The sequence below is a fragment of the Paenibacillus sp. EZ-K15 genome, assembly GCF_002573715.1.
Taxonomy (GTDB): domain Bacteria; phylum Bacillota; class Bacilli; order Paenibacillales; family Paenibacillaceae; genus Paenibacillus_AQ.
In genome coordinates, this window is sequence record NZ_PDHM01000009.1 from 59,289 (window position 1) to 83,810 (window position 24,522).

Consider the following 24,522-nt stretch of genomic DNA (forward strand, 5'->3'; position numbering starts at 1 on the left):
GGTTTTAATAAAACTGCCGGGCATGAAGCCCGGCAGTTTTGTTTGGTTTGAAAAGGGGTTACCGTGTTTATTTCGTACGCCCATAATGCTTTCCGTAAGACAGTACCTTATGGTACAGACTTCGATCCTTTAACGTTTTGAGAGGGTATACTTGCGGGCGCGTATTGACTTCCAGAATCCACGGCCTGCCATTGGAATCGACTGCCACATCCAGGCCGAGTTCGTTAAATCCTTTGTAATGGCGGTCAAAATTTTTACCAACGGCAACGCCGAGTCCCTTGAGTTCAGACTCCAGCTGCTGGGTGAAGGCCGAGCCGAAATTGGCACCGTTCATCGTCTTGCTGAACGTTCCAATGGTGCCGCCTTGATTATAATTGGTGGCGACTTTGTTCGGGTTGCCGACTTTGGTGAACAGGGCGGTACTGACCCAAGCTCCCTGTCTGGTCTTCTGAACCATCACCCGGATATCGAATGGCTTGCCATTGCTTTTAGCCAAGCGAATTCCTTTTTGCAGCAAATAAGGTCTGCTCCCCGCAAAGCGATTCAGCTCACGGTACAATTGAGATGAGCTTGAGTACGACGTTTTCGTCGTGTTCAGCTGGCTTTGATAGCCCCTGTCTGTTTTGCGGATTCGGATAATGTTATTGCCGCCCGAACCATCCGTGGGTTTGAAGAAAACCGTGGTGTAGTCGGCCAGCATGGAGTTCAGGTTTTTTTGGCTGAACGGCAATGTGCGCGGCACATATTGTCTGAAATAAGCATCTTCGTTCAACCATTTCGTTTTCTTCCATTTGCTTTTGATGGTGCTGCTTTTATATTTCATAGCTAAGAGGCTCACCCCTCTTTTTTGTTCAGCATATGCCGAAAAAGTAGAGCAAGCCTCCACGATGGCCTTGAACCAAGCTATGTGTTTGAAAACAATTTTTTATCGAAAAACAATAAGATGATAAATAAAGCTGCCGCGACAAGCAGTATCGACGCCGGTATGATAAAGGCCAGCAGGGTTGCCGTATTCTGCATCTGATAATACATCAGCATGCCGAGAGGCATGATCCCGCCCCCGAGGATGCTCGTCCAGAAGTGCAGCGCGGCCGTCTTCTTCATACTGAGTTTTTCTCGAAACACGTAGTAGAACAGGCCATAGGCAAATAAGGTCAGCCAGCCTACCACCAGAATATGGGCGTGGCCTGCAACCATGCTGTAGTTACTTCTCCCTGCCATGTCCGCTCCGATCAAAGCACCGAAGAGTGTATAGATTGCCGCGATACGCATCAGCCACTTACTATATTTTAACAGTGGATATTCCCCCCCCTTGCATCTTGAATCGGTCCCAATATACAAGAGTTATATGAACGGAGCGTGAACAAAATATAAACCGGAATTGAACAGGGAAACATCATCTACTATAATCAAATAGATCTGATCTAGAAGGAGAGAATTTCCAGATGCGAAGCCCACTCATTGCTTACTGTCTTTCGAAGAAAGCTGCAACCGAGGACTATCCATTCGGACCGCTTCCGATCGTCATGAAAGTCGGGGGCAAAATGTTTGCCCTGATTACCATAACGGCAGGAGAGAAGGTTAGTCATATTTCCCTGAAATGCGATCCGGTGATTGCAGAGAATTTGCGCCAGCAGCATGACGCGGTGCAGCCCGGATATCATCTCAACAAAAAACATTGGAATACCGTTACCGTGGATGGCTCCTTAACGGAAGCGGACCTCCACGATATGATTGATCATTCCTATGATTTGGTACTGAAGAGTTTACCGAAGGCTCAGCGCGATGCGATCTCTCAGCGGCTGGTATGAAGCCTGCTGAAATAAATAATCGCCCTGTGGCACAGTGGAGGTAGATAAACATCCACTTGCCAGAGGGCGATTATTAGATGGTACCATCAAACCTATTCCAACCCATCCGCTGGGCGGTTTCGTATTAGAATGGTCTCATGCCCAAAGTATCCACTTTCTCTCCGGTAATATCAACGCCCATACGGCTTGTAATATCGCGGTAGTGACCGGCGCGGCGCTGCACCGGGCTGCCCTCGGTTTCACCGAGGTTGGCTTCTAGGCCGTTCAAGACCATCACGGTCGTACCGAAGCCGGGATCGCCCAGCCCTCTAAACTTCTCAAGCGGGGAAGGCTTCCATCTGCCAACCATCACGTCATGGGCGGAAGGCTTCGGGTCCTGCGGCGTCATCCAGAACAGGATGGCGGTCATGTAGCCGATTTTGCCGTCAGCGGCAACGATCTCCGGATTGTCCAGCAGCACGCTTTTGTCTCCATAGATGATGGAACTGAACAGGCCGTAATTAAAGTTCCAGCTGAGCATGATCGGTCCCCGTCCATAATAGCGTTTATCTGGTGTTCCGGGATACAGCTCAGCGCTGGCAGGATCGACGAAGGCATCCTTGTTGACGCCAGTCCGACCAGCGATGTTCTCGTTCCAGAACAATCCCCAACGGAGCGGTCCTCCCGGAGCGGTAGCCCAGCCTCCCCCCGTTTCGTGGGACAGATTGGCGAGGAAGGCTGCCAGTTCGCGCTTGCGGTCCTTCTTGAACCCTTCCTTCAGGAAAGTGCCGCCATCAATGATAACGGTTTCAATATCTTTGTTAAGGTTCTCAGCCGAATGGAAGTCAGCTGAACGCACAACGAGTGTTTCAACGCGGGCGTCCTTGTCTAATCGGTAAATCTCCTGCGCGGTAGGGGTTCCTTGCCGCGTGTTGATCTTGATCTTCAGATTGGAGACCTCCGCGACCGCGTTCATGAGATTGTCGTATGAGAAATAGTCCGTCTGATCGGCTTTATAGTATTCTTTGCCATTGGCGACTTTAAACCATTCCGCCGAGCCTAGCCGGTAAGGGAACAACGCCTCGAAGTCTTCCTCCGAGAGCAGTGCTTTAACGGCGGCGATCGCCTTCTCCGGTGTGTAATCCGGATCGAGGCCATCCCAGTTCTGGTCGATCTCCTTACGGTTGATTAGCCGGTGCTGCCCGATCGCTAGGGAACCGCCTGGATTCTCCGTGATTTGTGCTGGAGCTGAGGTGCTGGATTTGGTGCTGGCTGCCGGATGAGCGGAAGATGCTTCTGGTTGGGGCGCTTCATCGGATGCAAAGGCATGAAGCGGGGTCATGAGGAGCGCAGCGCCGAGGGCTGCAATCATACTTCGCTGGATCATTTTGCGGGATAACGGATATTTCCACACGGTCATACACATTCTCCTCTGTATCATTGGGATTGGATTACACTGCCATCATATATACGGTATGTTTTTTTGTACATAGTCAGGAAATCCCACGATTTAACGCGCAGTTGACACTGAAGGGGAACCTCTGGCGCGACCAAGCGGGGGAGATGTGACGATAGTCAGGGGATTTGCTGTGGAATCACTAAAGATGCCGTCGAAGATCGAATACCGACATTCGCAGTGTCCTCCAACTTGATGACTAGTTTTTTAACGTAAAAACATTATAATGTTATTATGTCTTGATTCTAGCAATCTATTAATCTATGGAAAGAATGCTTCACTTCATAATGTTCTGTTCATTTGTGTAATTTCATACATATTAGAGATTCATCATCTTATAGACGAAGAAGGTTAACTGACATGAGTTTATTTGTTCGCGAAAAAGGGTTCTACAAAAGCTTTTTCTGGCTGACGCTTGTGATCGGGATGCAGAACCTGATATCGGTCGGCGTGAATTTGTCGGACAACGTCATGCTGGGAGGATACAGTGAATCGGCGCTATCGGGCGTTGCCCTCGCGAACCAGATCCAATTCCTGCTGCACATGCTGGTTATGGGCGTATGCGAAGGATTGGTCATCATGTCGTCCAGATTCTGGGGAGCGAAGGATTTAGGCTCCATCAAAAAAGCGGCAAGCATCGGCATGCGCATGGCCATTCTCCTCAGTATTGTGTTATGGGCAATCGTGTTCTTTTTCCCGCATGAGGTATTGTCATTGTTTACGAAGGAAGAGAATGTCATAGCCGCAGGCGTGGAATATTTACGAATCATCTGTTTCTCTTATATCTTCTTTGCCGTCACCAGTTCCTTGCTGGCTTCACTGCGAAGCGTGGAAACGGTGAAAATCGGCTTTGTGGTATCGTTATCGACCTTGATTATCAACATCTGCCTGAACTATATCCTCATCTACGGGTATTTAGGTTTTCCTGAACTGGGTGTGGCCGGATCGGCTATCGCTACCCTGACGGCAAGAATCATTGAATGTGTGATCGTCCTGGTGTACATTAAACGATTTGATCGCAAAATTTTGCTGAAGATGCAGGATTTCCTGCAGTTCGATATGGAGCTCTTCAAACAGTACATTCGCGTAGGATCCCCGATTCTGCTGTCCAACACGATATGGGGGCTTGCCATGGCGGCACAAACTGCCATCCTGGGGCATATGGGGGAATCGGCAATCGCGGCCAACAGCATTGCGACCACGATTTTCCAGATGGTGACAGTCATCGTATACGCTTCCGCCAGCGCAACGGCTGTGCTGATTGGGAAGACCATCGGTGAAGGCTTGATGGATAAAATCATATCCTATGCCAAAACGCTGCAGATTCTGTATATCCTGCTCGGCTTGCTGACGGGCGCTGTGCTGTTTGTAATTAAGGATTTCGTCCTGGGCTTCTACTCCATATCCGATGAGGCGAAAACACTCGCGCTCCATTTCATGACAGTGTTGTCGATCACCGTAGTCGGAACGGCATATCAGATGCCGGCATTGACGGGCATTGTGCGAAGCGGCGGAGACACCCGCTTTGTGCTTTACAACGATTTGATTTTTATGTGGCTGATCGTGCTGCCCTCCGCGGCATTATGCGCGTTCGTGTTCCATTTATCACCACTCGCCATATTCATTTGCTTGAAGTCCGATCAGATACTGAAGTGTTTTGTGGCGATCGTAAAGGTTAACCGATTCAAATGGATACGCTCCTTCAGCTCATGATGGATAGACGGTTGTCTTAAGGAAAATTGATCAAATAAAAGGAACCCCGGGTCCACGGACCGACCGGAGTTCCTTTTTCGATATTACAGAATGTATAAGTTTTCAGCGAAGCGTAAGCCATTCTGTATCCTCATTTATATGTTTAGGGGGTCCCCGCAAAGTATTTGGAATAAGCATCAAAGCATAGGCTCCACTTTGTGGGGCTATTTGGGATATAGCGTTCAATCCTCTAGCAGGTTCAATGACTGGGCTTTAACCAGAGCCTGCGTGCGGGTAGTCACGCCGAGCTTGCCATACAGCCTGGATAAATATACCCGAACCGTTCCTTCGGACAGGCCAAGTGCAGCGGCCATCTGTTTATTGGCGGCACCTTGCCGGATCAGATGCAGGAGATTCATTTCATTCCGATTCAGCTGCTCCGGGAGAACAGACGGGGATAGCTTGGCGGATGAAGGGTCCGCTTGGGGATAATCCGGAAAATGCTCCAACAGGATGCGTACATATTCAAGCAGCTGATGCTGCTCCGGCTGTAAGCCGCTTTCTTGTCCTTGGTGGTTTGCATACAGCTTCAGCAGCTGGTACATCTCCTCTCCTTCGTCCAGGAAGGAACGGACATAACCGTTCTGTGCTCCAATACGCAATGCGTCGCCAAGGAGATGAAGAGACTGCTTTCGCTGACCACGCTGATATTCCAGCAGCGCTTGCAGGCCTGTGATCTCGATGATGCTGGATCGCTGCTGTTCGCGCTCGGCTTGGGGTTTTAACAGCTCCAGGTGGTGAAGCGCCTCGGCTTCCCTGCGCTGTTTGCCTAACAGGCGAACGAACGCCAGATATTCGGTTTCCCGGCTATAGGTTGGTCGGTCCTTGACGGAAATCGGGAGGCCGGCCGCTTCCTTTCGGGCTTCGGTTATACGCCCTTCCCGAATATAGAGCATGCATCGTATAGCCTTTAATGGAGCAAGCCATGGGCTCGCTTTCCTGCCGAGGACAGCGGTCCATGCTTCATCCAAAGCATAATGGGCCAGATGAAACTTGCCCTCCGCAGCGTACAGCTTGGCTTCGGTTATATGAAGCGGCACGAACAAACCCATGGTTTCTTTGGCGGGGGGCGCATTTCGAATCTGTACCAGCAGTTGACGGCATTCGGTAAGCTTGTTCCATTCATAATACCCCTCGCACAAGGATTGCTTTACATATAAATTCATGAGCGAATGCGCCCATCCATGGGATTCCAGCACGCCGGTAAACAGATGTGCGATCTTCTCCGTATCAGCGGAGAGAGCTCCCTTCATGCCAAGCGGTGTACGCCTTACGTAAGGCTCCTGCCGGTTGTAATCGAATTGATAGTAGATTGGATTGTCGGGCATAGCGTTGTCGAGGATGCTTTCGCTGAAAGCAAACCATTTGCCGAAGTCCCCGTTCAGAAACACAAGATTGGAACGCACGAACAGGAGGCTGCTTCGGAGCTGCTCCCGTCGATCTGATGACGCGAGTGCGGCGCACGTCTCTTCAATCCGGGACAGCATGCGCTCAGACCGCTCCAGATCCCCTGCCAGAACCATGATAAAGGCATGCGCTAATGACATTTCAAGTGTCATCGAGAATGGGGATGGGATGCGGTCAAACCATTCTAGCAAGGTAGCAATCTCCCCCCGTTCAAGCACGGTTTGCATATGCTGCTCCAGCAGGTTCACGGCCCCCTCAATGTCCTGCGCTGCAAACATATGGTTAATGGCCTCATCCATAGAACCGGTAGAAGCGTAATATTGCCCGGCAAACCGATGACGCTTCGTATACTCCCCGTTATCTTCACGTAGCAGGAGGTCCAGCAGAAACTGCGAGAACAGATGATGATAGCGATAGCAGGTATGATGTTCATCCAGTGGAACCAGAAACAGATTCAGCTTCTGCAGCTCCTCCAGCATCGGGCGGCTGTCGCTGAGATCGGTTACAGCATCGCACACCTGTGGATGAAGCTCCGATAGGACTGCGGTCTGCAACAGAAAAGTGAGCACCTCGGAAGATAGCCTGCCTATCACCTCCTGGAACAGATATTTTGAGATCAGAAGTTGATTTCCCTTCATATCTTCGACGAATGGCTCCAGATCGCTGCCGTTTCGCAGGGAAAGCGAAGCAAGCTGGAGCCCGGTTATCCAGCCTTCCGTTCGATTAATCAATGCATCCAGTTGCATCGGAGTTAGACGGGGCTGACTGCCATCTGATTCATGCCGGAAAAAGCGCTCGGTTTCATCAGAGGTGAATTCCAGCTGCTTCATTCCGATGTGGTTGACCTCATGGTTAACCATCCCTTTCATCGTGGGGAATGGAAGCTCGGTTCGGGAGGAGATGAATAGATGAATAGGCTCAGGGAGGTAATCAATCAAGTAGGAAATCCCCGCATGGATTGCATGATAGTGAATGCTATGCAGGTCCTCGAGAATGAGATTGAGGGGTTCATGCTCCTCGTATAATTCACTGATCAGCGTATCCAGAAAGCTTTCAATCGAGGCGCTTGGCAGCAGATGCGTATGGTTCATAAGCCGATCTCCTTGCTGTTCTGGAAGAACCGAAGCCAAGGAGGCTGCAACGTATCGCCAAAAGCGGACGGGATCGTTATCCCGTTCATCCAGCGATACCCAGGCGCATCGCTCGTTGGCTCCATGGGCCCACTGGGCCAGCAGCGTCGATTTGCCGTATCCGGCAGGGGCAATAATGGTAGTCAGTTGTCCATTGTGGCCTGCTGTCATCGCTTGAATAAGCCGATCCCGGTGAATGAGATGCTTTTTTAACCCGGGAAGGCTTATTTTCATTTTCAGAATAGGTGAATCAGTCAGTAATTTCATAGATACCCTCGCTATATACGAACGTTATTTTTACGAAATTTGAGTCAAGATAACTAGATTATATGAAAAAAATGATGAAAAGTTAACGTTTGTCAATCGTTTCCCTTCCATTTATTTGATAGCATCCATAGTACCGCGGTCCCGACCGGGATTGTGGTTTATAAGCGCTGATGAAATGAGGGAGGAGATTTATGTTAAGGCGTTCAGGGAAAATCCTGCTATGTATAGCTTTGCTGTTGATGCAGATGGATTGGGTATTCGGATACCGGCAAGCCTTCGCAGCCACCGCGGTTGCACCGAAGCTTGTTGCCGGTTACTATCATACCGCTTCGCTTGTAAGCAGCGGCGAGGTTTATTCATGGGGGTATGGAGACAGGGGACAGCTGGGCGACGGCAGCTGGAGCACCCGGATCACTCCGGTCATGGCGAAGGGTTTGAACCATGTCATTGACATTCATTCCGGCGTCCGCAGCTCCATGGCGCTCCGCCAGGACGGAACGGTGTGGACCTGGGGGGCGAACGAGAACGGACAGTTGGGAATTGGAACGACAACGAATGTGAACGCCCCCACACAAGTTGCGGGTTTAAGCGGGATCAAGGCCATATCCGGCGGATTGGGCTATCACGGCATGGCACTTTCAGAGAACGGAAGCGTATGGACTTGGGGGAGAAACGTCAACGGAGAGCTGGGCAATGGAACGACGATACAACAAAACTTCCCGGTTCAGGTGACCGGTTTGAACGATGTGACGGCTATTGCGACTGGAGGATATTACAGTCTTGCGCTGAAATCGGACGGTACCATATGGGCCTGGGGCGTGAACGGAGACGGGGAGCTTGGCGATGGAACGACGACGGATCGATACATACCGGTACAGGTTGCCGGGCTGACAGACGTCATTGCGATTGCCGCCGGGGGGTCTCATAGTTTGGCCGTTAAACAAGACGGCACCGTATGGGCATGGGGAAAAAATACATACGGCATGCTTGGTGACGGCACGAGAACAAACCGAACGAGACCGGTGCAGGTTAGAAACCTGGAGCATATTGTGGCGGTTGCAGGCGGTGGGTACCACAGTCTTGCAGTGGACCAAGCAGGAAACGTATGGAGCTGGGGGGATAACAGTCAGAAGCAGCTCGGTCTGGGCTCGAATGTTTCCAGCCTAATTCCGGTCTCTGTGTCAGGGATCGAGCATGTTCGTGAAATTTCCGCTGGCGGTTTTCATAGCGTGGCAATGAAGAAGGATGGAACCGTCTGGGCATGGGGCTCTAACTCCGGAGGGCAAATCGGGGATGGAACCTACAACAATACCAGGGATATTCCTACCCTGACGAAGGCCGTGCTGGATACCACGGCGCCGGATACGAGCAGTGGGATTCTGAATCCTTACAGCATTACGGCGGATTCGGTTGGATTGGAGTGGCCTAAGGCCTTGGACAATATGACGGAGCAGTACGAATTGCAGTATCTATTATATTCGTCAGGCAGCCCCAATATCGGGGACGTAAGTCAAATGGAGAGGTATGGAAAGCCGATCGGAAGCTACACGGCGGATCAAACCGCACTTGCGGTAAACGGACTTGCGGAAGGCACGGATTATTATTTTAATGTCATCGCCAAAGATGCCGTCGGCAGAAAAAGCGCATACCGTATGCTGAAAGTGACAACGAAATGGCCACAAATCTACTCGTTAATCTATGATGGCAACGGAAATGCCACGGGGAATGTTCCGGCAAGCAGCGGTTTGTTTGCCAAAGGCGACGAAACGGTTGTGGCGGGCAATACGGGCCAACTGGGCAAGGATGGATATACCTTCGTCGGCTGGAATACGGAGGCCGATGGAAGCGGGATCGATTATCCGGCTGGAGGCAAGCTTATATTTGGTACGCAGGATGTCACGCTGTATGCCAAATGGAGTGCGAACCCGGCACCAACCGAACTTACGGCGGGATCGTATACGCCGGCTCATCAGTCTGTCGGGGTTGAAAGAGATGCGACCTTGCAGGTTGTCTTTAATGAAGAAGTGACGGCTGTGTCCGGTAAATCGATTACGATTAGGCAAGCTTCGGATCAGCGCGTCGTGGAGACCATCGATGCTGCTGATGCAGGTAAAGTCTCGGTTCTCGGGAACACGTTGACCCTGGATCCGTTGACTGCTTTCGACTATGGAACGACTTATTATGTCGAGATCGAGTCTGGGGCTTTTACCGGTAACCATTCGGGTACCTATTTTGCCGGAATTCAAGGCGGGGATACCTGGAGCTTTACGGTCAGGGAGCCTGCGACCACGCCGTATGACGCCACCTTGCAAGCATTGGCGCTGAATTCACCTGGAGCGGAAGTGGGTCTGAGCCCTGAATTCGATAGATACCATTATGACTATAAGGCACAGATAGCCAATGAAACGGATCGCCTTACGGTGACTGCCCAGGTGTATGACGCTCGTGTACAGGTAACGGTCAGCGTGTACGGGGAAGCCGGGGATTTGGAAGTGGGGCCGATCGATATTTTCTCCGGTCAGGAGAGCCCGGAACTCCCGGTTTCCGTCGGTAACCATATAATCGAGGTCGTTGTGACGGCGCCGGATGGCCAGCATCTGAAATATAGAGTGATGGTGACAAGAGCGTCGTCAACCGGAGGCGGAGGTGTAACGCCTGAAGAACCGGGAGGAGGTTTATCTCCTGGAGGTACTGGCTCCGGCTCAGGATACGCAAATTCAGGTTCATCAGGCAGTGCCACGCCAGCAGAGAATAGAGTGAATGTCAGAGTTACGCTAAACGATGAATCTCAGGAAGGGATGGTTACAGGCTTGTTCCATGAGACAGATGGACATACCGTCGTTTCGATGAAGCTGGATACGGCAAAGCTGGAAGCCCGTTTAAAGACCGTGGACTACAATCCGGTCATCGTCATTGCGCTTGCACAGCCTGCGGATCATGTCTACCTGGAAATAAGCGGTGCTGCAATTGACCTTCTTGATGCTAAGCAGGGCGCCATTGAAATCCGATCCGTTCTCGGTACCTTCCATGTTCCTGCTGCCGTGATGGCGTCATCGCGCTGGCAGAAGTCGGGAAGTTTGGATAAGCCGATAGCGGCGGATCAAATGTTGGTGACTCTGACGATGGCTGCCAGCGATGCAGCTAAGGTAAAGGCTGTTCAGAAGGCGGCGCTGCAATCCGGCATAACCCTTGTCGGTTTGCCTGTCGATTTTGAAATTACAGCTAAAGTTCAGGACATATCCCTGCAATTAGATCCGTTTCCACAGTATGTGGAGCAGCGGATTTCATGGTCACAGGGAGCGTCAGGCCATATTACTACGGCTGCCCGGGTGGATGAGAATGGAGATTTCCATCATATTCCGACGCGAATAGAGATGAAGAAGGATGGCAGCGAGGCCGTTCTGCACCGTCTCGCTACTGGAACCGTTGCTCTCATATCTCATCAAGTGAGCGTTGCCGATGTTTCGTTTCATTGGTCCAAGGATGCCGTGAACGATCTGGCTTCGCGATTGATCCTCGATGGAAACGGCCGAGTGAAGGAACCCACAAACACGGGTGCGAATCAGCCTGAGATGACCCTTTTCGCTCCGGACGCTCATGTGAATCGTGCGGAGTTTGCTGCCATGATCGTCAGGGCACTCGGTTTGCACGAGGTGAAGGGCGAAATCCCTGCTTTTCAGGATGTCAGCGCAGGCGACTGGTATAGCGGCGTCATTGCACAAGCCGTACAGTATGAGCTTCTTCAGGGGTATGAGGACGGCCGTTTTCGGCCAACTCAAGGGATTACGCGCCAAGAGGCCATAGTGGTTATGGGTAGAGTGATGAAGCTGGCAGGTATAACAAGTACAGTGAATGAGATGGAATCAGCTGATATCCTTTCCTCTTTTAAAGATCTCCAAGATCTGTCCGCTTGGGCCAGACCGGCTGCTGCCGCGCTTGTGCAGCAAGGAATAGTCCATGGAGCCGACGCAGGGCTTAAGCCGCTGCAGAAGCTGTCCCGCGGCGAGGCGGCCGTAATGCTGCAGCGGTTATTGAAGGCAGCAGAGCTGATCGATTGATTCAGCGGGATTAACATAGGGTCGGATCTTAGAACATTTCATATATTTGCAGGGGATGCCATTAGGCATCCCTTTCTGCGTGAATGAAAAGGAAAAGCAGCATATAAGCTGCCAACAATTTGAAAATAATGCGTTTTCATGCTGATCTCTGTAGAAAACGCTTGCTCAAATGTTGGCAATTTCCGAACATTCTCGACATTTTGATAAGGTAATGTTCTGTGATATCGGCAGTTTTCCGCCAAATTTTTGCTAAAAAACACATTAAACTACATAAAACGCTAAAATTTTTGTTTTGACATCTGCTTGTCTATACCATAGGATAATAGTATAAAAAGTGCTCACTTAGGAGGATAAGGTCAGGAAATGAAAAAGACATGGTCAATTCTATTAACACTCGTATTATCCGTTGGATTGCTTGCAGGTTGCGGCAATAATGATAAGTCTACTGACAATGGTGCAGCTAATGGCGGTTCAGAAGGATCTCAAGATAAGAAACGCATTGCACTTGTTCTCCCTGAGAAGATCGGCGTGAATCCTTTCTTTGCATTGATGGACGAAGGATTGCAGAAGGCTGCTGCCGATTTCAATGTCGAAGTGAAAACGATTGAATCGACAGACCCGGCCTCGATTGAGCAAAACCTGCGTACGGCGGTTGCTGAAAAATATGATTTGATTATCACATCCACCTTCCAGATGGAAGATGCACTGAAGAAGGTTGCACCGGAGAATCCGGACGTGCCTTTTGCCATTATCGATACGGTAGTGGATTTGCCGAATGTCCGCAGCGTCGTATTCCGTGAACATGAAGCAGCTTATCTGCTTGGTGCAGCAGCTGGATTGGCTACGAAGACCAACAAGGTTGGCAACGTGGTTGCAGACGACATTCCTATTATGCATAAATATATGACCGGCTTTGCAGAAGGTGCAAAATCGGTAAACCCTAACGTTGAAATTTTCGTTAACTACGTCGGCGGTTTCACAGATCCGGCTAAAGCGAAGGAACTCGCACTCCTGCAGAACTCCAAAGGTGCCGATTTCGTTGCAGGCCTTTCCGCTGTTGGTGATTTGGGCGTATTCGAAGCCGCGAAAGAGAAAGGCTTCTACGCTTCAGGACAAGATACGGATAACACGGGCACGGATCCCGAGCACGTTGTGCTTGCTCAATTGAAAGGTACAGACGCTGTTGTCTACGAAACGGTTAAAGACTTTGCAGAAGACAAATACTCATTCGATATTCGTGATTACGGTCTGAAAGAAGGCGGTGTGGGTCTTACTTACGTAACCCATGAGAGCAAAACACCGCTTAACCCATTCATTGGACAAGACATCGTGGATCAGCTTAAGGTGATTTCCGACGATATTATCGCCGGAAAGATTAAAGTAACCAACGCATTGGAACAAAATTAGTTCTCACCTGGACCGGCTGCACATGAGCAGTCGGTCTTTCATTCAGAAGCGAAAGGAAGGCATGACTCGATGCTACTCCAGATGGACAATATTACGAAAAAGTATGGCGAGTTTAGCGCAAACCGCGGCATTGATTTTTCGCTGCGTGCGGGTGAAGTTCATGCGATCGTCGGGGAGAATGGTGCAGGCAAAACAACGCTGATGCGGATATTGTACGGGATGGAGCAGCCAACCTCGGGTACGATTCGGCTGAATGGCAAGGAAGTTTCGTTTGCAAGCCCGGTGGGCGCGATTCAGGGCGGCATCGGTATGGTGCACCAGCACTTCATGCTGTTTCCTACGTTTACGATCGCCGAGAATATCGTGATCGGCAATGAGCCGGGATCAGGTGCCAGGTTTGACCGCAAGCAAGCCGTGAAGATTGTTGAGGGTCTTTGTGATCAATACGGAATGAAGGTGGATCCCCGCGCAATCGTAAGCAGCAGCGCGCCTGGCGTGCAGCAGCGGGTTGAAATATTGAAGGTGCTGTATCAGGGCGCCGAAATCATTATATTGGATGAGCCAACGGGCGTGTTGACGCCGCTCGAGGTGCAGGAGCTCCTGGATGCCATTAAACAGCTCTCCAAACAGGGAAAGAGCTTTATTCTGATAAGTCATAAATTGAACGAGGTCCTTGATGTGGCTGATCGCATCACGGTGCTCCGTGACGGTGCCGTCACGGGCGTTGTGGAGAAGGGGAACACCGATGCCCATCAGCTTTCCCGTCTCATGGTCGGCCGCGAGCTCATAGAGCTAGATCGTAAGCCGATCACGCCGGGCGAGAAGGTGCTGGAAGTATCGGATGTTTCGATCCGCGGAACAAAAGGAAAACCGGTTCTCGACGGCGTAAACCTGGAAGTGCGGGCAGGCGAGATTGTCGGGATTGCCGGTATTTCCGGCAACGGGCAATCCGAACTGCTGCAGGTGATCTCCGGTCTGGCTCAGCCGGACAGCGGACGGATTGCCGTTTCGGGTAAGGACGTAACCGGCATGTCGACAAGAGAAGTACGGGAGCACGGATTAGCCCATATTCCGGAGGATCGCTATGTATGGGGTGCTAATCGAACGGCAACCGTGATGGATACCGGGCTTATGGGGCACCACCGCCGCTTGCAGAAGGGCGGCTTCCTTAATCTGAAGGACATTCGTTCGTTAGTTTCCGGGTGGGTTCAGAAGTTCTCGATCAAGACGGGCTCCCTGGAGACCAGCACGCAATATTTATCCGGCGGCAATCTGCAGAAGCTGATCGTCGCACGGGAACTGGAGCAGGGAACCCCGTTCCTGATCGCTGCCGAACCGACGCGCGGCGTCGACATCGGGGCTATGGAGACGATCCATGGCGAGCTGCTCAAACGGCGTGAAGAGGGGACGGGAATTCTGGTGGTATCGTCGGAATTAACGGAAATTTTGAAGCTGTCTGACCGGGTTCTGGTAATGTTTGAAGGCCGGATTGCGGGCGAGCTGTCGGCGAAGGAAGCGACAGAAGAGAAGTTGGGACTGCTGATGGCGGGAGGTACCTTGTAATGAATAAATGGACAAAATTTACGCTTCCGCTGCTCCAGCCGATTGCCGCGATCATTGTTGGACTGCTCGCCGGGGCCATTGCGATCATGATTGCCGGTGGCGATATCCTGCAGACTTACGCGGAGATGTGGAAAGGTGCCTTCGGCGGCATGTATTTCTTCACGAATACGTTGTCCCGGGCGACCCCGATTATTCTGATTGGTCTGGGTGCGGCGTTTGCATTCCGTGCAGGGTTCTTTAACCTTGGTGCCGAAGGTCAGATGGTGTTTGGCGCGCTTTCTGCCGCATTGGTCGGATTGTATATGCCGGGCCCGGGCTGGCTGGTGTGTATCGTTGCAATTCTTGCCGGTATTGTTGCAGGTGGATTGTGGTCCGTGATGGCCGGATACTTTGATTCCAGGTTCCGGGTGAACTTGCTGATCTCTACGCTGCTGCTGAATTATGTGGCCGTATTGTTTGCAGGCTATCTGGTCGCCTATCCGCTGAAGGACCGTTCGGGTTCGGCTGCGATGGCGCAATCCGAAATGCTGGATAACAGCGTCTGGCTGCCGAAGCTAATCTCCGGTATGCCGCTGCATGTAGGCTTTGTGCTCGCGGTGCTGGCCGCGTTGATTATATTCGTACTTTTGAAGCGCTCCGTGATCGGTTACGAGGTACGGATGCTTGGCGGAAATCCGCTGTTTGCTCTGTTTGGCGGGGTTAAGCGCGGGCCGATGATGCTTGGCGCCATGTTCTTCAGCGGCGGCTTGGCCGGTCTTGGCGGCGCCGTTGAAATTCTGGGCTCTCAGTATCGTTATATCGATGGTGCATTATCTACAGCCGACTATGCCTGGACGGGCATTATGGCTGCATTGTTGGCAGGATCGCATCCGATCGGCACGCTGATTGCCTCGATCTTTTTGGCCGCGCTGCAGACAGGCGGTATGGGCGTGGAACGGAATACGGAAGTGCCGCTTGAGGTAGGAGCGATTATCCAAGCCGTGCTGATTCTGTTTATCTCCGCCCGATTCACTTACAGCTTCCTGAAGCGCAGAAAGGGGAACAAATCCGATGGAACAGCTGTTTGATCTTGCCTTAATCAACTCGGCCCTCCGGGTGCTCACTCCGATCTTGCTTGCGGCCCTCGGCGGTGCCCTGTGTTCGCGCGTCGGACTGTTCAACGTCGGTTTGGAAGGCTTTATGCTGCTTGGCGCTTTTTCCGCCGTGGTGGGGAACCACTTCTTTGGCAACGTCTTTTATGCGATTTTGTTCGCGATTGTGATCGTTTCGATTTTCTCTTTTATATTTGCTTATCTCAGCATCAATCTGCAGGCGAACGTCATTGTGGTCGGTATCGCGATGAATGCCTTGGCGGCTGGATTGACCACGTTTAGTTTACGGGCTATTTTTGATGTAAAAGGTGCATTTTATGACAATACGATGGTTGGGCTGCCCAAATGGAACATTCCGATTATCGAGGATATTCCGGTGATCGGTCCGATACTGGCGGGTTTGACGCCGCTCGTTTATCTGTCATTTTTGATTGCCGGTTTGATGTGGTATTATTTCTATCGCACGAAGAGCGGCTTCCGGTTCCTGGCTGCCGGCGAGAATCCGCTCGCTGCCAAAAGCGTGGGCATACGTGTAAGACGGTATCAGTATGGAGCCGTGCTGGCGAGCGGTGTGTTGTGTGCGCTTGCCGGTGCCCAGTTGTCGCTTGGACAGGTGACGATGTTTACGGAAGGCATGACGGCTGGACGGGGCTTTATTGCCCTCGTAGCCACGATGCTGGGCCAATCGGGTCCGCTTGGAGTAACGGCGGCAAGCCTGCTGTTTGGCTTCATGGATGCGCTCAGCATAAGGTTCCAGGGACTGGCGCTGCCTACGCATTTCACGCAGATGCTGCCTTATGTCGTCACGATTCTGGCGATGTTCTTCTTTAAGGACAAAAGCTTTCAGCAGGATGCACTGAAGCAGGGCTCAAGTTCCAGATAGGTGCGTACGCTGCGCCGTGACAACAAGAGAATTCGTCATCTTAGACGATCAGCGGATGCGAAAGCCGACAAAGCGTTAAGGAGATGAACTTGGTGCACAAAAAAGCAGAACGATTGAAAAAAATGAAGCCAGTGGCGGTGGGCAACCTGACCGAGGAGCAGCGTGCCAAGCTGCCGCCGGGGCAGACGCTGACCGAGAAATTCCCCATTTTGCACGAAGGGGAGGTTCCTCATTACGACATGTCGGAATGGACGCTCAAGGTATTCGGCGAAGTCGAAGAGGAACGGACGTTTTCTTATGAAGATATCATGGCGATGCCAACGGTGACCGTGAACACCGATATTCACTGTGTCACGCGCTGGTCCAAATTCGATACGGTTTGGGAGGGAGTCCTGTTCCGGGATTTCCTGGCGGGGCTGAAGATCAAGCCGGATGCCAAATACGTCATGTTTCATGCCGATCCCGATTATGATACGAATGTACCTATCGAGGATCTGCTCAAGGACGATGTGCTGCTGGCCTATCGCTTTAACGGCGAACCGCTGACGGACAAGCATGGCTGGCCGCTGCGCACGGTTGTGCCGCATCGCTACTTCTGGAAGAGCGCCAAATGGCTGCGCGGCATTGAGTTTATGAAGGAAGACCGCCCGGGCTTCTGGGAACGCAACGGTTTCCACAATGAAGCGGACCCGTTCAAGGAAGAACGGTTTAGCGGCGAGGCACTGGATATACCTGAAGACGAATGGACACATAAGGAGTTTGACTAATATGTTGATGCCTATTTTGCAAGTGAACTCAGAGGATATACCTGAATTTGGGATCGTCTGTGGCGATCCCAAGCGTGCGGAGACCATTTCCCGCAAGCTTACAAACGCGCGCGAACTCGCGTTCAGCCGGGAATACCGCACCTTCGTGGGGACATATGAAGGCGTAGAGCTTGCGGTAACCAGCCACGGCGTTGGTTGTCCGGGAGCTGCGGTTTGCTTCGAGGAGCTGATCCGCGCGGGGGCGAAAACGCTGATTCGCGTCGGCACGGCCGGATCGTATCGGGCGGATATTCCTGCGGGAAGTCTTGTCGTCAGCACCGCGGCGATCCGTACGGATGGCCTGACGAAGCAGCTGGTGCCGGACGGCTTTCCAGCGGTTGCGGACAGCCAGGTAGCGGAGGCGCTGTACGAATCCGCCCTTGCGATCGGTGAAGGCGTGGTGCGTAAGGGGATTACTGTAACCCTGGACGTGTTCTTTAACGGTGTTGAAGAAGTACCGCACCAGAAGTATAAAGCAGCGGGAGCGCTTGGCGTAGAGATGGAAATTGCGGCGTTGTACGTCGTTGCGTCGATCCGCGGCGTTCGCGCCGGTGCGATTGTCGCAATGGACGGCTTTGCCGACGCCGATCTCGCGGCCGAGTACGACCCGAACACGAATGTGGTCGCTGACGCGGTGGAACGCGAGATTAGCACGGCCTTGCAGGCTGTGGTGAAGCTGGCGAAGCAGGGTTAGTTAGGGCAAGAAAGCCGGATTTCCTGAGCGTAAGCTGCAGGAAACCCGGCTTTTTATTTTGAGTATGATGAATCAGGATGAGTATCAGAAGCTTGCAGTTGCAAATCCAGTCGTACCTATCGTTACTGCTTTGGCGGCTGGACCGTGAAGAAGGGAACCTTTTCGATTCCGACAGCCCGCACGTAAGTGAATAATTGCCCTTTATGGTGGATTTCGTGGTCGACCATGGTGCCCAGCCACACTTTTCCTGGGACAACGAACCCGTTAAAGTCCAGCGGCTGCTCGAGCTGGCTGTCGGACAATTCAGCAAAAACCGCCGTAGTCGATTCGGTTGAAGCTTGCACGATATTTCTAATGTCATCGATGGTTTCGTACTCGGTGGAAATCGAAGGCGGAGAGAACGAGCCTTTAGCAATGGAGCGCAGGAACATATCCGAGGACGCCGCAATATGAACAGCTAATGCGCCCAAGGTATAGGCGTTCTCCCACGGTTTATAATCCAAATGCTCGCTCTTTACGTCCTGCAGCAGTTGCAACAAGACCGTACGGTGTCTATGCCATCGTTCGAATTGCTGTTGACCTTCATGACTCATGATTCATCCTCCTTGATCGATTGCAGAATAAAGTGTTTGAATATGCGCCCGCTTATTCTCGGTTCATAAAACAATTCGATAAGAAAAAGCGGATTCCTTCCCTATGCGCAAGTTATAGCCAGATGTTGTATTTGATCATTTTGAAAAAAGCAGTTGTAAAAAGAAAGGAGGCCGTATATACTGAGTTCAATTAGTAATTGGTCAATCAATAATAAAACTAAATGAGGGAAAGGAGGGTGGTAGAAATGGCTAGAGCGTCAACCTCTGCGAATCGGCGGAATGATATCGTGGCGGCAGCCATCGAAGTGTTTGCAGAGATCGGATATTACCGCGCGACCACGGCACAGGTTGCCGAACGGGCAGCGATATCCCAGCCTTACGTCTATCGGTTCTTTACCAAGGAGTCGCTGCTCGTGGAATCGCTGGCTGTTTCCTGGGAGCGCATCGTGAAGGCATTTCAAGCGGTGATCGAATCCGCTTCTTCAGAGAATCTGGAATTGGGTTTGATTCAGGCTTACGAAGGGATTGTGCAATCGCATCGCAGTGAGATTCTGCTCCAGATGCAAGCGCAGACGATTCAGGAAGCGTCCATCCGCGAAGCGATGCAGCAGGGAATGAATGAGGTGAAGGATCTCGTGGAGAATGCCTTTGTGCGGGCGGGGTTTGAGGATGCCGATAAGAAAACCTCCGATTTTCTGGCCCGGGGCATGCTGTGCAATGTAGCCATGGCGATGGATATGCCGAATATGATGCCCATAAGATAGATCATGTCCAGGCGCGTTTTGTGCCACACCGCGTACCGCATGGGTAGTGCGCGGTGGAGGCAGGGCATTTTTTTAAAAGTAATTGTAATTGATCAATCAATAACAAAATAAGATGGAGGAGAGATTGATGATGAAAAAAGCGATTGTTTTGGGTGCAACAGGTGGGGTAGGAGCTCCATTAACCGTTGAGCTGGTAAAGCGTGGGGTCCAAACGGTGGCCTTTGGCCGCTCCTCGAAGAAGCTGAATGAGCTGGCGGAGCAGGTGGACCATTCACCTCTGCTTACGCTGGAAATTGGAGATGCTTTTAAACCGGAGGATATTCTAAGAGCCGGGGACGGAGCGGACGTTATATTTCACAGTGCAAACATACCCTATCACGAGATGGAGTCCAGGCTGCTGCCGCTGGGTGAATCGGTCATGACAGCAGTAGAGAAGCTGGGTGCAAAGGTTGTCGTGATCGATGGAATCTATCCTTATGGCAGACGCTTAATGGAAAAGGTAACGGAGGATCATCCCAAAAAACCGCATACCCGCAAGGGCAAAGTGAGATTGGCCTACGAGCAATTGATATTCTCGTCGCGTTGGCGTAAGGCAGAACCTCTTATCGTACGGCTTCCCGACTATTACGGTCCTTCTGCGCAGGCATCTTACCTATCCGTCACGATGGAAGCCATTGCGGCAGGCAAACCGACCGCTTTCATCGGCAATATGAGCGTTCCCCGCGAGTACGTCTATTTGCCCGATGCCGCCCGGATGATTGTGGAGATTGCAACAAGGGAGGAGTCCTATGGGCAGAACTGGCATATCCCCGGACCCGGCGTTATTTCAGGTCATGAGCTGGTGCGTATGGCGCAGCAGGCTGCCGGAAAGCGCAAGACCGTTATGCCGCTGGGACGAATCGGGCTATCTTTGATCGGGTTATTCAATCCGGTGATGAAAGAGGTGGTTGAGATGCTGTATTTGACCGAGGAACCTCTAGTGCTGAGCGGTGAAAAATATGAACGCTTGATAGGCCCGATTCAATGGACGCCCCATGAGCAGGCAATTACGGCAACGATGAGGAGTGTAATGGACAAACAAGCTCGAGAAGCAGAAGACGCAAAGCGTAGTGCAGCCACGATATAACGATATGATGCAGATGTTTTTTACGAAAAAATGTAATTGATTAATCAATAATATCGATATGGTTTTCCAGGCACACGGTCTTGCTCGGTATAACAGCCACTCTGCTGGTGCTGTTCTCCTTGTGGGATTAAATATAGGTAGGCACGCTGACTGCGTAGACGGTTGGCGTGTTTTTTTATGGGCTCGAAAAAAATTTCGAGAATATCCATCAGTTTCATTTGCCCAAACGTTATATTAACAGAAAAGACAAAACGAAAAGTGAGAGGTTGGCTAATGGAAGTATGTGATCTCTATGAAAACCTGAAGGACGATGTCCAGCGTTATGTCAGATCTATCGCCAAGCATGCTTACGAAGCGGATGATCTGGTCCAGGATGCCTTTATGAAAGCCATCAAGGAACCGAACCTGGCAGTTCTGCCCCTTCACAAGCAAAAGGCCTGGTTCTTCAGAGTCGTCAAAAATCGCATGATCGATATTAGCCGCCGGGAGAAGCGGCTTGTATCGTGGGAGGATGATCTGGACGTCGCCGAGTTCCCCGTTTCAAGCCGCAATATAGAAATGACGGAATGGCTCGCCCGTTTGCCGCAATCGCAGAGCGATATCGTGTTTAAGCGCTTTTGGCTCGGGATGTCCAGTCAGGAAATCGGTGAGCAGCTGGGTATGCCAGCAGCCACCATTCGGTACAAATTGCAAACCGCCATCAAAAAATTGAGAAAACTATGGGAGGAAGATATGAAATGAGCAGAATGATTGAGAACGTAGGGATGCTGGATCTTACGCAGGCAACGGAGGAAACCGTAACAAGCATCGAACGGATCGGAAACGTGGGACTTGTGATCTACCGGGCAGAGACGGCACACCTGCTCACGCTGTTGAAAAATGCAGGCAATATCGGCAAGACGCTTGAAATTCCGGAGGGGCACCGTTATTACAGCGGCACGCTGCGATTGGACGAGGAATATTTTCAGCTTCTGGAGCAGCCGGACCGCGTGTTCGTTAACGGCACGGTCATTATCGATAAAGAAGTATCTCTTGAAGTATTCCAGAACGGTACGCTGCATCTGGTGGTCAACGGCCAGGTTTATGCTCCCAGGCATCTGGCCGGAGCTGTTACCGCTGCGTTGATCAAAGCGGGAGGAGCCAGTGCGGAAATACACGCGTATCAATACGAGCCCAGGTTCGAGTCCGGGAAGGTTCAATTGAATAATGCGTACCTGGCCTCCAGCAACGAGCCCATGGAGCTGGTGTTGAACGGCATAGTTCAGTTGGATAAGGAGCTGGATATGGAGCAGTTCACGGCCCGAATTGAAAGTCTCCGCGTTAACGGCAAGGCGGTTATTCATGAACATCAATCTTCCTATTTTTACGAAAAATTGAAAACGATAAACGGCTTGGTCGAGGTGATCCCGGCAGGCTTCGAATATGTAACCAAACCCGTAAGGCTAAACGCGAGAACCGCTCGGCGCTTTAAAGACCATAAGCTCTACACGAATAAGCCGCTCATTCTCGAGGCGGACGTCACCCGGGATGCCTTCAGCCAGGCCTTGTCAGAGATACAGTCGACTTCGTTCATCATTTGCAGCGAGGAGATCGAGGATCTGGTCTGGGAGCGCTGTCCCAACCTGAACACGGAGATCGTAAGTTATGAGCGGTTGTTTGTTTTCATCAACGGTGAGGAGACCTGGTCGAGGGATCAGCTGCTGGCTTTGGGGCAGCCGGCTAGCTTTATCGTTGACGGGACGCTGACCTTTGACGATGACGTGACAGAGGAAGACATTAAGGCTTCGCTGTCCTCCCTGGATCTTTTCGGCGAAGTCGTTGTAGGGGAAAAAAGAATTAAAGGCATTTTGTACCCTTACCTTCGGGTAAACAATGGAAGTATCATAGTGAAGGGGACGGAAGAGGCGCTTGCAGGTATTGGTAATGTCGGAATGTTGTCGCTATAAAAAGAAATGAGGAATGAAACCATGAATATCAATAATGAAGATATTGCCAAACAGCATGTTCGCGATCTCCGTCAGGAATTGGAACGATGCAGGATGGCAACGAAATTGCGCTCTAAACGCAATCAAGCGGCCAACACCGCAACGACTGCACGTACAGTCGATGGAAAGTGGAAGTCGCTGCTTGAAACCATCATCATGATGGGAAGAAGAATGCTCTAATCGGTTGAGCCGGTTAAGGCACCAAACGAATCTATACGAATCGTCGATGCGGTAAGCATCGGCGATTTTTAGTTTTATGCCTACCGATAGTTAAAAAATATTGACACCTGTCATCATCCAGTTTAAAATTCTACCTATCGGTAGGTAAAAAAGGAGCGGATGACATCGTGAAAAAGAAAGATTTAACCTCGCAGCAAATCGTTGAGGCCGCCATCGGATTGTTTGCATCCCATGGCATAGAGAAGACCAGCCTTGCGATGATTGCCGGCGAGGTGGGTATTACGAAACCGTCGATCTACTACCATTTTGCATCCAAGGATGAACTGGTGGAGCGCGTCTTTGATTATATGTTCAGCGATTATCATTTCGATCATTATTTCTCCCTGACCGAAATGAACGAGCATAACTTCGCAGAGAAGCTGTACCAAGGGGGATTGCGCATGTTTCCGGAGGAGGAAGAGGCTTTTGTGCCGGTCATGCGCCTATTGAATGAGTTCATGCTGACCGCAAACCGGAGTGCCAATTACGGCCAGCGGGTGATAGCCATGCAGCAATCGTTCCTGGACGGCTTTCGGGAACTGATGCGGTTAGGAGCAGACTTCGGGATCATTGAGCGGCAGAATGCAGATTCCAAAGCGTATGTTTTGGCACTGGTCATTGATAATATCACGAGTTATATCATGATGGATATTCGATTGGATTACCAAGCGATATGGAGGGAAGCGGTGAACAGTACCCTCAGGAAAGGAGCGGATATACTTGAATCACGGGATGGAATACAGTGACCTTGGATTATCGGCTTCTGACCGGATCCTGATTTGGGCGGTACCGCCGTTATTAGGTGCGGTGGTCGGCTGGTTTATACCTGCAATCGCGGAATGGGCAACGGGCCTCGCCTGGGTGCCTTTTCAAGGACCGCTGGAGTTAATCGCATCCATACAGGGACCTTGGGTCGTCATCGTAACCGCTATTCTGGGCTTGCTTGCGGGCATGGTACTCTCCCACATTGCCATTAAAGAAAGCCTTGCCGTTCGCCTGTCGGATCAAGAGATCAGACTCCGCATGCATGATGCCGAACAAACGTTTACGAGAGACGAGGTTTCTGCGGTCTTTCTGGATGGCAAGCAGCTGGTCCTGCTGGGCACGGAGGGGCAGGAACTCTATCGGGAGAAACCCGAAGCCAAGCGGGATGCCGTGGCCGAAGCCTTCAAGCGGCACGGTTACTCCTGGAGAGAACGCGATCCGTTCGCCGATCATTATGTCCGATGGGTTGCCGATTCGCCGGAACTGACGCCCAGCCTGAACGCGCTCTTCCTGGCACGGGAGAAGGCGATGGAGAACGAGGAAAAAGAGGATGCAGCCGATCTGCGCAGGGAACTATCGAAGCTGGGAATTACGGTGCGGGATGAGGGAAAAAGACAGTATTGGCGGCAGCACGGCCAGCGGCCATAACGGCCTTAGAAGCAGTTGTAATTGTTCCGATCATACGCTACACACTCATCACGCCTACCGCCGATGCCGCGATCATCGGCGGTTTTTTATAGGGTCTTCACGTCGCTGTTGTTTTCCA

Annotated in this window: 21 protein-coding genes; 16 read left to right on the top strand and 5 right to left on the bottom strand. The window is 51.3% G+C overall.

What is annotated here, in order from left to right:
- Nucleotides 1-67 precede the first annotated feature (67 nt).
- Together CRG97_RS06250 and CRG97_RS06255 are read right to left on the bottom strand one after the other, a co-directional pair.
- Entirely contained in the window at nt 68-823 is a 756-nt protein-coding gene (locus CRG97_RS06250) for a YheC/YheD family protein (protein ID WP_098742264.1), read from the bottom strand.
- A gap of 80 nt (nt 824-903) precedes the next feature.
- Nucleotides 904-1,272: a hypothetical protein gene (locus CRG97_RS06255; RefSeq protein WP_237566318.1), complete on the bottom strand. Its 369-nt coding sequence runs from the start codon at nt 1,270-1,272 to the stop codon at nt 904-906.
- A gap of 173 nt (nt 1,273-1,445) precedes the next feature.
- Between CRG97_RS06255 and CRG97_RS06260 the strand changes: the two genes are divergently transcribed.
- Nucleotides 1,446-1,811: an MmcQ/YjbR family DNA-binding protein gene (locus tag CRG97_RS06260; protein WP_098742265.1), complete on the top strand. Its 366-nt coding sequence runs from the start codon at nt 1,446-1,448 to the stop codon at nt 1,809-1,811.
- Nucleotides 1,812-1,935: 124 nt separating this feature from the next.
- On the opposite strand, the gene CRG97_RS06265 is transcribed toward CRG97_RS06260, so the two are convergent.
- The gene (locus CRG97_RS06265; RefSeq protein ID WP_098742266.1) at nt 1,936-3,210 is read right to left on the bottom strand and encodes a chitinase; all 1,275 of its coding nucleotides are present in this window, start codon (nt 3,208-3,210) and stop codon (nt 1,936-1,938) included.
- Nucleotides 3,211-3,606: 396 nt separating this feature from the next.
- Between CRG97_RS06265 and CRG97_RS06270 the strand changes: the two genes are divergently transcribed.
- Nucleotides 3,607-4,959, top strand: coding sequence for an MATE family efflux transporter (locus CRG97_RS06270; RefSeq protein ID WP_098742267.1), 1,353 nt, complete (start codon nt 3,607-3,609; stop codon nt 4,957-4,959).
- Between the two features lie 221 nt (nt 4,960-5,180).
- Here CRG97_RS06270 and CRG97_RS06275 read toward each other — a convergent pair whose 3' ends face one another.
- Complete coding sequence (locus CRG97_RS06275; RefSeq protein WP_098742268.1) at nt 5,181-7,802, bottom strand: winged helix-turn-helix domain-containing protein; 2,622 nt, start codon at nt 7,800-7,802, stop codon at nt 5,181-5,183.
- 191 nt (nt 7,803-7,993) lie between these two features.
- On the opposite strand from CRG97_RS06275, the gene CRG97_RS06280 reads away from it, so the two are divergent.
- The 7 genes from CRG97_RS06280 to CRG97_RS06310 all read left to right on the top strand — a co-directional run bounded on the left by CRG97_RS06280 (nt 7,994) and on the right by CRG97_RS06310 (nt 18,304).
- Nucleotides 7,994-11,860, top strand: coding sequence for an RCC1 domain-containing protein (locus CRG97_RS06280; RefSeq protein WP_098742269.1), 3,867 nt, complete (start codon nt 7,994-7,996; stop codon nt 11,858-11,860).
- Nucleotides 11,861-12,223: 363 nt separating this feature from the next.
- The gene (locus tag CRG97_RS06285; RefSeq protein WP_076322823.1) at nt 12,224-13,267 is read left to right on the top strand and encodes a BMP family lipoprotein; all 1,044 of its coding nucleotides are present in this window, start codon (nt 12,224-12,226) and stop codon (nt 13,265-13,267) included.
- Between the two features lie 69 nt (nt 13,268-13,336).
- Nucleotides 13,337-14,830, top strand: a complete 1,494-nt coding sequence (locus tag CRG97_RS06290) for an ABC transporter ATP-binding protein (RefSeq protein ID WP_098742270.1) — start codon at nt 13,337-13,339, stop codon at nt 14,828-14,830.
- Complete coding sequence (locus CRG97_RS06295; protein WP_098742271.1) at nt 14,830-15,897, top strand: ABC transporter permease; 1,068 nt, start codon at nt 14,830-14,832, stop codon at nt 15,895-15,897. Before CRG97_RS06290 ends, CRG97_RS06295 begins: the two co-directional genes overlap by 1 nt.
- Nucleotides 15,881-16,804: an ABC transporter permease gene (locus CRG97_RS06300; protein WP_098742272.1), complete on the top strand. Its 924-nt coding sequence runs from the start codon at nt 15,881-15,883 to the stop codon at nt 16,802-16,804. Before CRG97_RS06295 ends, CRG97_RS06300 begins: the two co-directional genes overlap by 17 nt.
- A gap of 92 nt (nt 16,805-16,896) precedes the next feature.
- Nucleotides 16,897-17,571, top strand: a complete 675-nt coding sequence (locus CRG97_RS06305) for a sulfite oxidase-like oxidoreductase (RefSeq protein ID WP_098742273.1) — start codon at nt 16,897-16,899, stop codon at nt 17,569-17,571.
- A gap of 1 nt (nt 17,572) precedes the next feature.
- Nucleotides 17,573-18,304 (top strand): nucleoside phosphorylase, encoded by a 732-nt coding sequence (locus CRG97_RS06310; protein WP_098742274.1) that lies wholly within the window; start codon nt 17,573-17,575, stop codon nt 18,302-18,304.
- 122 nt (nt 18,305-18,426) lie between these two features.
- Here CRG97_RS06310 and CRG97_RS06315 read toward each other — a convergent pair whose 3' ends face one another.
- Nucleotides 18,427-18,897: a DinB family protein gene (locus CRG97_RS06315; RefSeq protein ID WP_098742275.1), complete on the bottom strand. Its 471-nt coding sequence runs from the start codon at nt 18,895-18,897 to the stop codon at nt 18,427-18,429.
- A gap of 245 nt (nt 18,898-19,142) precedes the next feature.
- Between CRG97_RS06315 and CRG97_RS06320 the strand changes: the two genes are divergently transcribed.
- The 7 genes from CRG97_RS06320 to CRG97_RS06350 all read left to right on the top strand — a co-directional run bounded on the left by CRG97_RS06320 (nt 19,143) and on the right by CRG97_RS06350 (nt 24,404).
- A complete protein-coding gene (locus tag CRG97_RS06320) occupies nt 19,143-19,661 on the top strand; it encodes a TetR/AcrR family transcriptional regulator (RefSeq protein ID WP_098742276.1) in 519 nt (172 codons plus the stop codon).
- Between the two features lie 130 nt (nt 19,662-19,791).
- Entirely contained in the window at nt 19,792-20,787 is a 996-nt protein-coding gene (locus CRG97_RS06325) for an NAD-dependent epimerase/dehydratase family protein (RefSeq protein ID WP_098742387.1), read from the top strand.
- Nucleotides 20,788-21,060: 273 nt separating this feature from the next.
- Nucleotides 21,061-21,528, top strand: a complete 468-nt coding sequence (locus tag CRG97_RS06330; protein WP_098742277.1) for an RNA polymerase sigma factor — start codon at nt 21,061-21,063, stop codon at nt 21,526-21,528.
- Nucleotides 21,525-22,733 (top strand): hypothetical protein, encoded by a 1,209-nt coding sequence (locus CRG97_RS06335; protein ID WP_098742278.1) that lies wholly within the window; start codon nt 21,525-21,527, stop codon nt 22,731-22,733. The genes CRG97_RS06330 and CRG97_RS06335 overlap by 4 nt, the downstream gene beginning before the upstream one ends.
- Nucleotides 22,734-22,754: 21 nt before the next feature.
- Nucleotides 22,755-22,952 carry a hypothetical protein gene (locus CRG97_RS06340; RefSeq protein ID WP_054401000.1) on the top strand — a complete coding sequence of 66 codons (198 nt, stop codon included), beginning with the start codon at nt 22,755-22,757 and terminating at the stop codon, nt 22,950-22,952.
- Nucleotides 22,953-23,119: 167 nt separating this feature from the next.
- On the top strand, nt 23,120-23,737 hold the full coding sequence (locus CRG97_RS06345; RefSeq protein ID WP_098742279.1) for a TetR/AcrR family transcriptional regulator: 618 nt from the start codon (nt 23,120-23,122) through the stop codon (nt 23,735-23,737).
- Complete coding sequence (locus CRG97_RS06350; protein ID WP_053489646.1) at nt 23,712-24,404, top strand: YqeB family protein; 693 nt, start codon at nt 23,712-23,714, stop codon at nt 24,402-24,404. Before CRG97_RS06345 ends, CRG97_RS06350 begins: the two co-directional genes overlap by 26 nt.
- Nucleotides 24,405-24,522 lie beyond the last annotated feature (118 nt).

Excerpts from the sequence above, each read along its gene's own strand:
- CRG97_RS06250 (WP_098742264.1), bottom strand. The coding sequence starts at position 823 with ATGAAATATAAAAGCAGCACCATCAAAAGCAAATGGAAGAAAACGAAA.
- CRG97_RS06255 (WP_237566318.1), bottom strand. The coding sequence starts at position 1,272 with ATGCGTATCGCGGCAATCTATACACTCTTCGGTGCTTTGATCGGAGCG.
- CRG97_RS06260 (WP_098742265.1), top strand. The coding sequence starts at position 1,446 with ATGCGAAGCCCACTCATTGCTTACTGTCTTTCGAAGAAAGCTGCAACC.
- CRG97_RS06265 (WP_098742266.1), bottom strand. The coding sequence starts at position 3,210 with ATGACCGTGTGGAAATATCCGTTATCCCGCAAAATGATCCAGCGAAGT.
- CRG97_RS06270 (WP_098742267.1), top strand. The coding sequence starts at position 3,607 with ATGAGTTTATTTGTTCGCGAAAAAGGGTTCTACAAAAGCTTTTTCTGG.
- CRG97_RS06275 (WP_098742268.1), bottom strand. The coding sequence starts at position 7,802 with ATGAAATTACTGACTGATTCACCTATTCTGAAAATGAAAATAAGCCTT.
- CRG97_RS06280 (WP_098742269.1), top strand. The coding sequence starts at position 7,994 with ATGTTAAGGCGTTCAGGGAAAATCCTGCTATGTATAGCTTTGCTGTTG.
- CRG97_RS06285 (WP_076322823.1), top strand. The coding sequence starts at position 12,224 with ATGAAAAAGACATGGTCAATTCTATTAACACTCGTATTATCCGTTGGA.
- CRG97_RS06290 (WP_098742270.1), top strand. The coding sequence starts at position 13,337 with ATGCTACTCCAGATGGACAATATTACGAAAAAGTATGGCGAGTTTAGC.
- CRG97_RS06295 (WP_098742271.1), top strand. The coding sequence starts at position 14,830 with ATGAATAAATGGACAAAATTTACGCTTCCGCTGCTCCAGCCGATTGCC.
- CRG97_RS06300 (WP_098742272.1), top strand. The coding sequence starts at position 15,881 with ATGGAACAGCTGTTTGATCTTGCCTTAATCAACTCGGCCCTCCGGGTG.
- CRG97_RS06310 (WP_098742274.1), top strand. The coding sequence starts at position 17,573 with ATGTTGATGCCTATTTTGCAAGTGAACTCAGAGGATATACCTGAATTT.
- CRG97_RS06315 (WP_098742275.1), bottom strand. The coding sequence starts at position 18,897 with ATGAGTCATGAAGGTCAACAGCAATTCGAACGATGGCATAGACACCGT.
- CRG97_RS06320 (WP_098742276.1), top strand. The coding sequence starts at position 19,143 with ATGGCTAGAGCGTCAACCTCTGCGAATCGGCGGAATGATATCGTGGCG.
- CRG97_RS06325 (WP_098742387.1), top strand. The coding sequence starts at position 19,792 with ATGAAAAAAGCGATTGTTTTGGGTGCAACAGGTGGGGTAGGAGCTCCA.
- CRG97_RS06330 (WP_098742277.1), top strand. The coding sequence starts at position 21,061 with ATGGAAGTATGTGATCTCTATGAAAACCTGAAGGACGATGTCCAGCGT.
- CRG97_RS06335 (WP_098742278.1), top strand. The coding sequence starts at position 21,525 with ATGAGCAGAATGATTGAGAACGTAGGGATGCTGGATCTTACGCAGGCA.
- CRG97_RS06340 (WP_054401000.1), top strand. The coding sequence starts at position 22,755 with ATGAATATCAATAATGAAGATATTGCCAAACAGCATGTTCGCGATCTC.